Consider the following 13,401-nt stretch of genomic DNA (forward strand, 5'->3'; position numbering starts at 1 on the left):
TTACTTATAAATTTTCATCTTCAATGATTTTATACACATTTTCAAAATCTACAACCCCATCTTCAAACGGTTTCTTTCTCATCCTATGAGGCAGTGAAAATTTTGCAGCAGCAAACAAATCTTCTTTTTCCACCTTATAACTACCCCTATAGGCTGCATGGGTAACTGCTGTTTTAATAAAGGTTATATCAGCTCTGTGTCCATCTACTCCAAGCATAATTGAAATCCTAGCCACTAATTTTAGGCACTGAGATGAATACTTTACTTGTTTCAAGATTTCCCTAGCCTTTTGAATTTGATATCCAAGCTCTTCTTGCTCTTTCTTATACTTTTCTATAAATTCATAAGGGTTGTCTTCAAATTCAAGTCTTCTTGTAATAAGCTCAACTCTTAAATCCTCATCTTTTTCTCCACTCACATCCACTACAAGCCCAAACCTATCTATAAGCTGCGGTCTTAGATCTCCTTCTTCTGGGTTCATAGTACCCACAAGTACAAATCTAGCGGGGTGTGAATAGGATATGCCTTCTCTTTCTACGGAATTAACTCCCATAGCCGCTGCATCTAGTAAAATATCTACCACATGGTCATCTAATAGATTTATCTCATCTAAGTACAGTATGTTCCTATTGGCCTCTGCTAAAATTCCTGGTTCAAATTTCTTTTCCCCACTTTTAATAGCATGTTCTATGTCTATAGTTCCTATTACTCTATCCTCAGTTGCACTAACAGGAAGGTTTATAACTCTCATTTTTCTTTTAACTATTTTTTTATTATTAACTTCAAGATCTTCCCTGCAATCTTGGCACCAAAAACTGCTATCTTCAGGGTCACAAGAAAATTTGCAACTCTCCACCTGATTTCTAAGAGGCATAACATCAGTAAGAGCCCTAACTGCTGTAGATTTTGCAGTTCCCTTCTCACCTCTTATAAGCACTCCGCCTATAAGAGGATTTATAATATTTAGTATAAGTGCTTTCTTCATATCCTCTTGCCCAACTATGGCGCAAAATGGATACAAATGAGTTGAATTATCCACGTTTATACCTCCTAATGTGTTTAGACTACTGATAGTTTCATCCTATAGCCTTTCTTCAATATCGTCTTCAATTTCTAAATATCTTTCTTTGATTTTTTCAAGCTGCTCTTGCGTAGCCTTCCAATAACCTCTGTTATAATATTCCATCATTTTTTCTAGTATATCCATATAAGCATAAGGGTTGTTTTCCTTCATTCTTTTACTCAGGGCATCATCATCCACATATGAACTGTGCATATCATTATAAATCCATTCATCTACACTGTTTGTAGTGGCTGCGAATCCTAAAACATTTTCAAATCTATCCGCAATTTTTTGACCACCATGATATTTATGTTCTAGCATTCCATCAATCCACTTAGGATTTAAAACCCTTGTTCTTATGCCTCTATTTATAGATTTGTCTAAGGTTTCTGTAAAGATTCTATCTTCGGTGGTATCAGTTATATAAAGCTTTGCCCCTTTGCCTCTTACCATCTCTACAGACTTTGCAAGGCCACCAAAGAATTCATAATAGTGGTCTAAGTCTGTAACCTGATACTCATGATTGCTTCTTATCTGCGATACAAGTTCTACAGCCTTTAAATTTTCTTCGTAAAGGCCATTAACTTTCACACCCCTCATGCTTCTATTATAAATATGTTGTAGCTTGTTTATAAACACACTGCCTATCTGCTCTTCTTTCTCCCAGTTTTTTGTCTCTATTATACCGGTTATACCTGTACCATATTGACCTTCCGCTGGTCCAAAAACTCTTGATATGGCAAGCTGCTTTGCCTTCTTCTCATCATATCCTTCTCCAAGCAGCTTATTATAAATCACTTTGGAGTTTGCCTTAAAATAGTTTTCTTCATCACTTTCCTCAAGTTCATATATAAGCTCAAATATATCACTAAGATTTTCAATAAGATTAGGAAACATATCCCTAAAAAATCCACATATATTTATTGTCACATCTATTCTAGGTCTTCCCAATTCCTCTATAGGTATAATCTCATATTTGGGCTCCCAACTGCTTCTTTTATCACATATTCTTACACCTAAGAAGCATAAAATTTGTGAAAATGTTTCACCCTGAGTTCTTGAAGTTTCAAGGCCCCATAAAATAATTGCAGTAGACAATGGAAATCTTTCATTTTCATCTTTATAAGCCTTGAGTACATTTTCACTGGCTTTTGAGCCTCTAATATAAGCTGAACATGTGGGTATAAGCCTTGAGTCAAATTGATGTAGATTATATCCTGTAGGAAGTATTCCCGGATGCCTGTAAATATCTCCTGCTAGCTTACTTTTATTATATTCTGCAGATAATGACTTTAATAATCCTCGAAGTTCAAAATTCTCTTGCACCTCTACGCAAGTCTTTTTCCCGTATTCTAAAGTTATAATAAAATCTTTCTTCGCATCCTTGTGAATCCATTCAAAGAAGTCAATGTTACCATTATTCATGTAATAATTAAAAACCTCATCTGCTAAGTTATCTAGCTCCTTTAGCTTCTGAAAGTCTTCCTTTTGAAAAAGCTCTTCCACATCGTAGCCATTTGATTTAGCAACAAGATATCTTAGAGAGATTATTCCATTTCTGTTATAACTCAATAAGCCTCTTGCATACTCTTTTGACTCCTCTTCATCAAATCCATTCCCAAACACGTGTAGTCCTTTAGAAATAAGGCTAGTGTTCATTCTGTATAATTCACTCTCAATCTTTTCAAGCTCTTTTGGCATATTTAATTGCTCTGCCATGGCCATAATGTCTTTAAGTACAGTGCTACTGATTTGAGGCGCAATTCCTAATGCCTGGTGATAATTATCCACCATAGACATAAGCTTTGAGTAGTCTCCATAAAGTTCACCAGGTATAAACACTGGTGGTTGATAACTTATAATATTAGCATAAGACCTTCTTTTTGCCATAACAGACTCCGAAGGATTTCCACAATAATATAAGTACATATGTGGAATATCTTGTAGTAGCCTATCTCCATAGCAATCTTCACTAATTCCACATTCTTTTCCCTTTAAAAATTCTAAAGTTCCGTGAGTTCCTACGTGAATTATCGCATCAGCCTTAAATTCTTCTCTAAGCCATTTATAAAATCCTAAATATTGATGATGTGGAGACAATGTTTTATCATGGTAAGTTTTATCTGGTTCCTCATGAATTCCACGAGTAGGCTGAAGGCCTATAAATACATTCTCTAATATAGTTCCTGGAATAAGGAACTCATGGTTTTCATTAGCCATTATTCTACCTGGGGATTCTCCCCACTGCTCCTGGATTTCCTTGAACTCAAGAGTACCTTTAAACTCATCTATGTATTTTTTGTCACTGTATTTTATTAAATCTTCCCATTCATCACCATACTTTCCGGAGTTTACAGCCTTGCCTGCTGTAAATATGTTCATTAGCTCTTCCTTTTTAAGAGCATCCACATTGTAACCTTCATTTTTTAATGCTTTTAGTATATTTTCCACTGAGGCAAAGGTATCTAAAAATGCTCCTCCAAATAGATTACCTTCCCCTGGCGGATAGTTGTAGCATATGATAGCAACTTTCTTTTCTTCATTTTTCTTATTTTTAAGCACTAGCTGTCTTTTTATCCTTGAAGCTAACCTGTCAGCTCTTTCCTCTATAATTTCTAATTCTTCAATAGAGATATCGAATTCTTTGTCATATTTAGGCTCACACATAGCTGCTATAGGGTATGTTTCTATGCATCCATCAAGTTCTGGAAGCATAACAGATATCATAACCTCTGAGGAGCTACAACCTTGAATAGATTCTTTCCATTCATTAGAAGTTCTTCTCGTCATAAAAAACGGATGAAAATATGGAACATTGACTTTTTCTAAAAATTCAACTGCTGCATCAGCGTCTCCACCCATAGGACCAGCTCCAAGCCTAAAGGACATGAAATTAACTATTAAATCCAATTTGTATTTCTCATTGTGTAAAATATATTCTTCAAATTTATGTTTATTTTCCGAAAAAGAACCTGACACTGCAATAGGAAGAACATTAGCAAATTTTCCGATTTTATTCTTAATAGTTGCCACACAATTAAAAGCATCTGTAGGATAAGTATGTCCATAAAACAATAAAGCTACAGTAGGCTTATCTTTATTAAAAGGAAACTCAATTTCATAATCTGTAAAGTCATCATAAAACTCCTTAGATTCTGGGTTACAAATACTTACACCAGAAAACTCTGAAGGCTCCTTTGGCTCTGGCAAATTGGCAAACCCACCATAGTCCCTAAGTAGCAGTAGTAGCATGTTTGTAACATTTTCTTTATTAGCTAACTTAAAGTATTTTATTATAGAAGAATAATTCTTCATGTCTCGCATTTTTTCTGGCATTGCACTTCCCATGCTCTGCATCTTAGATTTCATTCTTGCCATGGCAGACATATCCATACCCTTACCTTCAGCTTTAGAAACCTTAGTTTCTGCAGTAAAGCCGCCTAATTTCAAATATTCTCTAGCAGAATTACCGTAGGGAATTATGTTTCCTTTACAATTGCTTAGCGCACCATAAACAGCCTTTGCAATGCCGGGCTTACTTCCCATAAGGTCAACAAATACCAAATCACTGCTTTCAATATCTTCTATCATACTTTCAATTTTTTCATGATTCATTTCCATTGTTGCATAGAATAACTTAAGACTTAACACATCTTTATAGGTTTCCGATATGTATCTTCCTGATTCCATTAAGTGTTTCACAGCCGTAGACGACACCGTTACAAATGCAATTTTCATTAAACTCATCTCCCCAGTACTCTTTTTGCATAAAATATTGGTTTGCCCATTTCTTTATCTTGAATTATTTCAGCCTCAACTCCAAATACTTCTTCTAACACACCACTTTCTAGCATACTGAAAGAATCTCCTTGCTTAAATATGTTTTGATTATGTATTAGAATAATCTCATCTGAGTACCTAGCTGCATGGCTTATATCATGCAGCACCATTACAATAGTTATTTTTTCTTCCTTGTTTAGTTTTAATATTAGCTCCATTATTTCTAACTGATGGCTTATGTCAAGATAGGTTGTGGGCTCATCAAGTAATAGTATCTGTGGTTTTTGGGCTATAGCCATAGCAATCCAAGCTCTCTGCCTTTCCCCTCCGGATAGTGTAGTTATCTTTCTATGTTGTAAATTCTCAAGCCCTGTTTTGTTTATTGCCCAATTCACAATGGTTTCATCTTCATCCTCTTTACCCTTCCACCACTTTTTATGGGCATATCTTCCATACTGAACTAAATCTCTTACTGTAACCTCTAATAAAGTATCATTTCGCTGGCACAAAACAGCCATCTTTTTCGCTACATATTTTGTTGGTGTTTTAAATATATCCTTGCCTTCTAAGAGGACTCTTCCTGATTTAACCTTTGCATTTCTGCTCATGGCACGGAGTAATGTAGTTTTTCCACAGCCATTAGGTCCAATTATTGAATAGATTTTTTCTTTTTCAATGGAAAGATTTATACTATCAATTACTTTATGGTCATTATAACTTACGGTTAGATTTTCAACCTTTAGTATTATATTTTCACTCATACTCATCCCTACCTTCTTAATAAATATAGGAAGAAAGGTGCACCTAGTGCTGCCATAACTATTCCTACTGGAATTTCCACAGGGCTTAATATAGTTCTTGCAAAGGTATCGCTAAATATCACTAAAACGGAACCCAGTAGAGCTGAAGCGGGAAACATGTATTTATAATCATTTCCCATAATAAGTCTTATACTATGAGGAACAATAAGTCCTACAAAACCTAAAAGGCCTACAACGCATACTGCACTTGCAGCAAGGATAGCCGCTAGAGCTGTAAATGCAAGCCTAGTTACTTCAACATTTAACCCGAGTCCCCTTGCTGTATCATCACCAATAACAAGAATATTTAACTTTTCTGAAAATACATTTACTAAAATAAGTCCCATAAGCGTATAAGGAATTATAAGCCTTACCTCTGGCCAACTTCTAGCAGATAGACTTCCATTCATAAATGTAAGTGCTCCATGAATACGATCGCTGTAAAACACAAGCACTGCAGAAATTCCTGCTCCAAATATTGCAGATACTGCAACCCCGGCAAGCACTATTCTAATTGGTTGTATTCCACCCTTCCAAGCCATCATATATATAATGCTGGCTGAAAGCATAGCTCCACAAAAGGCTGCAGCTGGTGCAAGACCTTGATGCTGAGGAAATATAACCAATATTATTATTGCAAAAAGCCCTGCTCCACTGCTTATGCCTATAATTCCAGGGTCAGCAAGTGGATTGTTCATAACCCCTTGTAAAATAGCACCTGATAATGCAAGATTAACTCCAACTAACGCTGCAAGTATCACTCTTGGAAGCCTAATGTTCCAAATTACCATTCTTTCAGCACTTCCATCATCATTCATCATTAGATGAAATATACGCTGTGGCGATATTTTAAGGGTTCCCATAGCATTTCCTATTATAAAACCTATTACTACCATAGCAACAAGAATTAGAATTACTGTAACTTTAAACTTCCTGCTATCCTTTAAATTAATCTTATTTTCCATAAAAATCTTCCACCTTACCATATATGCTTGGATATATGCTTCGTGCCACATACTCAATTGCCTCACCATAGTAGGGACCAGAATTATATAGAAAATATTGCTGCGGCAAATAAATTACCCGACCTTCTGTGATTGCCTTCACACCCTTCCAAACCGGATTCTTTTCAAACTGCTCTTCCATTGTTCTCTTCGCCTCTTTATCATCAGAAACCATGCTTGCAACCAATATATAGTCAGGATTTTTACCCACTATATACTCAATATCTAAAGGGGTGGTTTCGGACCCAATAGTGTCTGGCGGCAAATCTGAAGCTATATTTTTAAGTTTAAGAATTCTTGCTACATCTCCTGCTATACTAATGTCAAGCTTTACAGAAACAGATTTTGCTGTAACATATAATATAGCCACAGATTTTTCTTCTGAAGGTAACTTTGATACTATATTTTCTTTAGTAGTCTTAAGTTCGTTTATACGTTCCTCCGCCTTTTCTTGCTGACCTAATATTTGACCAAAAGCTTTATAAGTTGAAAGTACATCATCAAAACCTCTAATATATGTGCTTATTACATTGAAGCCCATTTCTCTAAGTTTTTTTGCTTGAGTACCCTGAGTTCCTACTTGAGCTATAATTAAGTCTGGTTTTAAAGCCACAACAGCTTCCATATCTATAGAATAAACCACTCCAACCGTAGGAAGCTTTAATATTTCATTTTTATATTCAGGAATAAGCTTAAGGTTATCTGAAATATTCGAAGTTCCAATTGACTTACCACCTAAGTCATACCAAATATTAAGTGGTGTTCCAGATAGTACCGCTACCTTTTCAGGCTTCTTATTAAGTATTGTTTCATCTTTAAGATAATCTTTTACAGTCAAAGGATACTTATCTCCAACAACTTCTATTGAGGATATCTTTTTTGTATTATTATCATTTTTAGGGCTTACTTTTGTACTAGTTCCTGAATCTTTATTGCACCCTACAAGGCACAGTATTATCATTGACACTAGTATGACTTTCAGTATTTTTTTCATGTGATTCATCCTTTCTTGAACCTTTATAAAGCTTTAGGTTCATGGTTAATCATATAATACAGTGTGAACATTATATCTATAGACTTAAATTCTTTTAGCGTGGATTACAAGTCTAGCATTGATAAATTCATAACTACAAGTGGAAAGGGTTAATATAGTGTCCTTTTCGGAAACCGCAATATCTCTATGAAATTTGGATTTTTCCTTTATATGCTGCAAGAAGATTGTGCGATCCTCTGTTTTGTCAAAATTAGTTCTAATATAATCAAAAGTTGTATCTGTAATGTAAACTGAAAATATCTCCCACCTAATGTCCTCATAAAGGGTGCTAAACTCAATTATTGGATTCTTATCTAAGAAGTCTAAATCTTTATATTTATTAAGATCAGCAAACATCGAGCCATCCTTCATGTTATGTCCATAGAGTATTGTATGAAGCTCCTCTGCTACACCTTTATTTCTAAAATCCATAAATATACTTCCATGATTATTAGACTTTTTATATGGATCATGATCTAAATAAAATTCATTATTATCCCCTTTGAATACTGGATAATCTATTTCCGTATTAGGTATTTTAATCCAACCTATAACGTCCTTATTTAACGTTATAAAAGGTTTATATTTTTCTGAAATTTTATTTTCTTCTTTTGCTAAAAAATCTTTTAATAATATTTTATTAAAATTCAAATTTACTTCATTTAAAGTAGAATCCCTTGTAATACTAATATTTTTATATATCACATGATTCCTATTACTCTCTATCTTATAATTAATTAATGTATATGCTGCGAATATAAAGACTGCAATCCAAATTAAAGTTAACTTTTTTCTCATAATTAATCACCCTTATATTATTTGACTTGCATTGGTATAATTTTATTTGTAAGAATAAAGGAGGTTATAAAAACCTCCTTTATATCCTTTATTAGTTAGCTGAACTTTTCATATTCTTAATCTTTTGTGATCCAATTACGGTAATTGACATAATTGACGCCATTGCTATAATCATTGCCAAACCAGAAAAGCTGTTATCAGCTGTTTTAGGATTTGAAACTTGCACTGGTGTAGTTGTATTTCCATTTGCAACTGGAGCCGTAACTGGTTTTGTAGTATCTTTAACAGTACCAGGTACTACTGGTGTTACTGGCGCTGCAGGTGCTACCGGTGTTGCAGGCTTTGGTGTAATATCTTTTATTGTTGCCCTGTCAAAACTTATTTTGAAATTAACATCCCTTCCCATAGCTGCCACAGTAACTTTAGTAAGTATAGGTTCGTCTATGCTAGTAGCAAGAAATTTATAAGTTATAGTCTTTGCATCAGTATTTTGAGAAACTACAGTAGCTTTTTCAAAGGTACTAGCAGTTTTTCCAGTAGAAAATCCAGACATTGATTCCTTCATTGTTAACGTTACATACATCTTTCCATCAATAACATTTAGTTTAACTGGCTTTGTTATTGCAGCATCAGCTAATTTTGAAACTTCTCCAGTATCAGTTAACGCTTGTACATCAATTGTGTACTCTCCATTTTTAAGAGGCTCTGCAGCAAAAACCGCTCCTGTCAATAAAAAAATAGTCATAATAGCTGTTAAAATACCCGTTGTTAGTTTTCTTGAAATTGTTTTCATAATATAATCCTCGCTTTATTATTATTTTAAAAATAAAAGACTTCACGCCAACTTACGATGACTGAAGTCTTAAAACATACCCACAATTTCACATAACTTTGAAATTTACCAAAATCAGGACCACCCGTAAAACGGGTGGTTTGCTCTAGCCCTATAAGGGCATGTTACTGGCTTATGTCTAAAGACATTCTGAACGGTCTGCCAACCGCAAATTTTTACAGTCTACCCCTAAAGGGGTTTTATTTCTTGACCTTTATTACTGGCTCACCCGTGAACGGGTCCATATATTCCTTAATACTAATTTGTTCTGCTACTATATCTTCTTGTATTTGATTTTTTATATACTGTTCAATAATCTTTTTATTTCTCCCAACCGTGTCCACATAATAACCTTTGCACCAAAATTGCCTATTGCCATACCTATATTTCAAGTTTGCATGTCTATCAAATATCATCAATGAACTCTTACCTTTCAGATATCCCATAAATGATGAAACACTCAATTTCGGTGGTATACTTACAAGCATATGTATATGATCTACACATGCATTTGCTTCTATTATTTCTACCCCCTTATGCTCACACAATTTCCTTAATATCTGACCTATATCTGCTTTTATGCTCCCGTATATTATCTGTCGCCTGTATTTTGGTGCAAATACTATGTGATATTTACAATTCCATTTACTATGTGCTAAACTGTTGTTATCCATTTGGATACTCCTCCTTTGTATTTTGTTGTGGTTGGCAAACCCACTTTCATTTTACATCGGAGGTTTTATTTTTTCTACTCATAGCTAAAAGCTTTTTAGAACCACAGGTATAACCTGTGGTATTCGTTATACAATAAAATGCATCAAGCTCAAATAAGCTTGATGCAACATCGATAAAACAGTATAGAGCCGCATATTGGATGTAATTTCAGGTGTGTGGCTCGTTTTTGCACTTATGTCGGCTCAACACGATGTATATAAACTTGCAGAGCTATCTACTATTTCTCACCTTTAAGCTTTTTCTTCAAAGGCTTCATCAAAAGCTTCATCACAAGATTTTGCTTCAAAAGCTTCATCACAAGCCTTTATTAAAAATACTAAAGCCACTAAAACTGATAAGGTATTTACAATAATCAAAACATTATAATATTTCATATAATCAAGTAAAGTACCAAATACCAAGGCTCCTAGGGGCATGGCACCTTGAGAAAACATTCCAAGTATAGAAAAAAATCTAGAACGCATTTCATCTGGAACCAAGTTTTGAAGATTTGTGGAAATTGGAGTATTCAGAAAAGCGTTGAAAAACTCCATAGCAATACAACAAACTGATATAGTAATAAATAGTCCCCAGGTTGCGCCTCCATAAAGTCCTGCTATTTTGGGCAGAAGTAAGCCGCAAACTAATACTCTTAAACTAGTCTCAATAACAAGTCCATATTTCATAAGTTTTCTCAACCCTAACTTTTTAAAATATACAGATATTCCAATATTACCCAATAGTATACCTAATGCTAAAAAGCCCATTATAAAGCCGTATTGCTGTGAAGTAAATCCAATTCCCTTTTTTAGTGCATAAGGCAGTATTATATCAAATAAAGGCGCAAGCAAAAAATTTGCAAACATAGCAAAAGAGAATAGCTGAAGTAGCCCTTTTTTATTTACAATAAATTTTAAGACTTCGGAATTTTCTTTGAAAAGTAACTTCATAGTTATTTCTTCTTTCTGTACTAATTTCTTATTGTAAGTGATAAACATAGAGAGGATTGCTGAAATTATAAAGGAAATACTATTGATATAAAAAACCATTTTTATACCCCATATCCCGTAAATCGCACCTCCTAAGGCAGGTCCTAAAATCGTAGAAGCTGCATCAAATCCACTCTTGGCAGAATTAGCTTCTATAAGTTCAGTTTTGGACACCAATTCTGGCATCAATGCCGCCGAGGAGGAATTAAATAAACTATCCATTATAGATATAAAAATCTGTACGATAAACAAACTATAGATATTGAATAGTCCTGTCATGGCAAGAATTCCAAGTAGACAAATAAGTGCACCTCTTCCCAAATCCATAACTATCATTATATTTTTTCTGTTTTTTCTATCACCCAATATTCCTGAAAAAGGTGCCATTATAAGTGCTGGCACAATTGTTACTACTGAGAAAATACCCATTAAGGCTCCCGAACCCGTTATGTCAAGTATATAAAGTGGCAATACAATCATTTGAATCCCACTTCCTAAAATCGATACAAATCTACCGCCTATAAACATTCTCAAATTATTGTTTTTCATATCTTACTCCTTTACCCAATAGCTGCTACCGTCATTTGTTCTTTCAATAAATCCATACCCTATTAAGTCTCTTCTCAAAGTTGCATAATCCTCATACATTCTTTTCAAAACTCTATTAACCTCTTTTTCTGAATAATGTCTTCCCCTAGAAAAGGTTTTAACAATCGCTTCTAATACTATAATCTTCTTTTTTTCTTTAGCTGGATAATTTTTCAATGCTCCACTGTCATCAATGCAGTTATGAATAGTATCTTTCTTTTCTTTGTCTGTTATATTATATCTGTCATCTAAACTAGTCGCAGTCATAGATGCATCACATATAACTGCATCCTCTAGCTTGTTAATTTTTTTATTTGTATTTTTTGAAAGTAACTCCATCATAGCCAAAAATAGTTTTGCTTGCTTTTCTTTTTCTCTTAGCTTATACCGATGATTTCTAATGGTTGACTGAGCCACCCCAACCTTTATTGCTACATCTTTATCAGATAAGCCTTGTGAAATTAAGGTGATTATCGCTCCTTGAACCTCCGACACTCCTGTAAAAGCTGAATTAAGCCCCAATAAATACTCCAACATAGAACCATGTTTTTCTTCTATATGAAGCTCTGTTGCCATTCTAGCATCATACAATTCTGACTTTATTTCATAAATACGCCCCTTTTCAAAGGTTTCTTCACAAATTATACATTTATACTCCCCATTATTTTCTACAAAGCCCTTTTCTACCTCCGCTATTGTTGCACCCCAAAATACTTCATTCTCTTTTATATCCATAAAACACCTCTTCTAACTTATTTGATAAGTCTTCTATATTTTCTACAAACCACCTGTAAATCATTGTAGACAATTAGCATAATCACAAGGCACCCTTTTACTTGAGTTGTTATATTCATGATATTGACTAAAATAATTAGATACCAATTTATAATAGTACAAATATGCCATTATTTTATATCATAGCTACTTGATTCACTATATTCTCTATAATGCATGCTAAAAAAATAATAAGCCTAATTCCTTTTAATTATTACTTTAATACTGTTTAAATTTTTTTTGCACATCTACACTTTAATAGATCCCTTTAATAATTTTACACATAAATTAGGTTTTTGTCTATATATATATAAACATTTTTACATATAATCTACTAACTTTGCATATATCATCTTTTAAGAAACATGAAAATATTTTTAAATGCGTAATATATGTCCGTTTTACTAAGTTATTTTCAGAGAATCAACAAAAACTTTATTATTTAGTGATTAAAACCTACGTATTTGAATGATTTAAACTAATATTATATACTTTTGAGAGCTAGAACTTTTACAAATTATTGTTGTAAATATTCCGTTATCAAAATAATTATCGTAAATGGGTATGAATAACATAGCTGAAATCAGAAGCAATAGGCAAGTTCCGAATTTTATTTTGGAACTTGAACTTAGGTGTATTTAGAGGATTTATTTGAGTATGTTAGATTAAAACTACAAAATCTTTAAGAATTTCGTCTAAGGGCCCTTAGACGAAATTCTCCACTACACCTAGCCCAGCACCTATTACGGAATGTTGCAAATCTCTCATTTGCGACGTGGACTATTGGACCAGATTATCTTAGGAACTTAGAAGCGTTATGTTTTTGAATTAAGCCACGGTCGAATGTGGTTAAAGGGTCATTAACGAATATCATAGAATACTTAAGTGCTTTGGTGAGTTAATGAATGTTAAAGTAAATTCAATAGCATAACAACTAATATATATTACTCAACACAGATATTTACTAAACAATTTTGTTGACTATGTTAGTTATAATATATATAATTATTATATAGTAAAATATTG

Annotated in this window: 10 protein-coding genes; all 10 read right to left on the reverse strand. The window is 33.7% G+C overall.

The genetic code is table 11. From position 1 onward, the window contains the following. Positions 1-4 precede the first annotated feature (4 nt). The 10 genes from LGK97_RS06500 to LGK97_RS06545 all read right to left on the reverse strand — a co-directional run bounded on the left by LGK97_RS06500 (position 5) and on the right by LGK97_RS06545 (position 12,336). Complete coding sequence (locus tag LGK97_RS06500; RefSeq protein ID WP_226258945.1) at positions 5-1,039, reverse strand: ATP-binding protein; 1,035 nt, start codon at positions 1,037-1,039, stop codon at positions 5-7. A 42-nt stretch (positions 1,040-1,081) separates the two neighbouring features. Continuing rightward, positions 1,082-4,801, reverse strand: a complete 3,720-nt coding sequence (locus LGK97_RS06505) for a cobaltochelatase subunit CobN (protein WP_226258946.1) — start codon at positions 4,799-4,801, stop codon at positions 1,082-1,084. Between the two features lie 5 nt (positions 4,802-4,806). Further along, on the reverse strand, positions 4,807-5,604 hold the full coding sequence (locus tag LGK97_RS06510; RefSeq protein ID WP_226258947.1) for an ABC transporter ATP-binding protein: 798 nt from the start codon (positions 5,602-5,604) through the stop codon (positions 4,807-4,809). A gap of 8 nt (positions 5,605-5,612) precedes the next feature. Further along, a complete protein-coding gene (locus LGK97_RS06515; RefSeq protein WP_226258948.1) occupies positions 5,613-6,608 on the reverse strand; it encodes a FecCD family ABC transporter permease in 996 nt (331 codons plus the stop codon). Further along, complete coding sequence (locus LGK97_RS06520) at positions 6,598-7,641, reverse strand: ABC transporter substrate-binding protein (RefSeq protein ID WP_226258949.1); 1,044 nt, start codon at positions 7,639-7,641, stop codon at positions 6,598-6,600. The genes LGK97_RS06515 and LGK97_RS06520 overlap by 11 nt, the downstream gene beginning before the upstream one ends. A gap of 84 nt (positions 7,642-7,725) precedes the next feature. Next, positions 7,726-8,478, reverse strand: coding sequence for a class B sortase (srtB, locus tag LGK97_RS06525; protein ID WP_226258950.1), 753 nt, complete (start codon positions 8,476-8,478; stop codon positions 7,726-7,728). Between the two features lie 91 nt (positions 8,479-8,569). After that, positions 8,570-9,271: an NEAT domain-containing protein gene (locus LGK97_RS06530; RefSeq protein WP_226258951.1), complete on the reverse strand. Its 702-nt coding sequence runs from the start codon at positions 9,269-9,271 to the stop codon at positions 8,570-8,572. 239 nt (positions 9,272-9,510) lie between these two features. Continuing rightward, positions 9,511-9,984: an IS200/IS605 family transposase gene (gene tnpA / locus LGK97_RS06535; RefSeq protein ID WP_226258952.1), complete on the reverse strand. Its 474-nt coding sequence runs from the start codon at positions 9,982-9,984 to the stop codon at positions 9,511-9,513. Between the two features lie 291 nt (positions 9,985-10,275). Further along, positions 10,276-11,562 (reverse strand): MFS transporter, encoded by a 1,287-nt coding sequence (locus LGK97_RS06540; protein ID WP_226258953.1) that lies wholly within the window; start codon positions 11,560-11,562, stop codon positions 10,276-10,278. Positions 11,563-11,565: 3 nt separating this feature from the next. Beyond that, positions 11,566-12,336 (reverse strand): DUF2087 domain-containing protein, encoded by a 771-nt coding sequence (locus tag LGK97_RS06545; protein WP_226258954.1) that lies wholly within the window; start codon positions 12,334-12,336, stop codon positions 11,566-11,568. Positions 12,337-13,401 lie beyond the last annotated feature (1,065 nt).

This window comes from Clostridium sp. CS001 (assembly GCF_020443565.1).
Classification (GTDB): Bacteria; Bacillota; Clostridia; order Clostridiales; family Clostridiaceae; genus Clostridium_AD.

Excerpts from the sequence above, each read along its gene's own strand:
- LGK97_RS06520 (WP_226258949.1), bottom strand. The coding sequence starts at position 7,641 with ATGAAAAAAATACTGAAAGTCATACTAGTGTCAATGATAATACTGTGC.
- LGK97_RS06515 (WP_226258948.1), bottom strand. The coding sequence starts at position 6,608 with ATGGAAAATAAGATTAATTTAAAGGATAGCAGGAAGTTTAAAGTTACA.
- LGK97_RS06510 (WP_226258947.1), bottom strand. The coding sequence starts at position 5,604 with ATGAGTGAAAATATAATACTAAAGGTTGAAAATCTAACCGTAAGTTAT.
- LGK97_RS06540 (WP_226258953.1), bottom strand. The coding sequence starts at position 11,562 with ATGAAAAACAATAATTTGAGAATGTTTATAGGCGGTAGATTTGTATCG.
- srtB (WP_226258950.1), bottom strand. The coding sequence starts at position 8,478 with ATGAGAAAAAAGTTAACTTTAATTTGGATTGCAGTCTTTATATTCGCA.
- LGK97_RS06505 (WP_226258946.1), bottom strand. The coding sequence starts at position 4,801 with ATGAAAATTGCATTTGTAACGGTGTCGTCTACGGCTGTGAAACACTTA.
- LGK97_RS06530 (WP_226258951.1), bottom strand. The coding sequence starts at position 9,271 with ATGAAAACAATTTCAAGAAAACTAACAACGGGTATTTTAACAGCTATT.
- LGK97_RS06545 (WP_226258954.1), bottom strand. The coding sequence starts at position 12,336 with ATGGATATAAAAGAGAATGAAGTATTTTGGGGTGCAACAATAGCGGAG.
- tnpA (WP_226258952.1), bottom strand. The coding sequence starts at position 9,984 with ATGGATAACAACAGTTTAGCACATAGTAAATGGAATTGTAAATATCAC.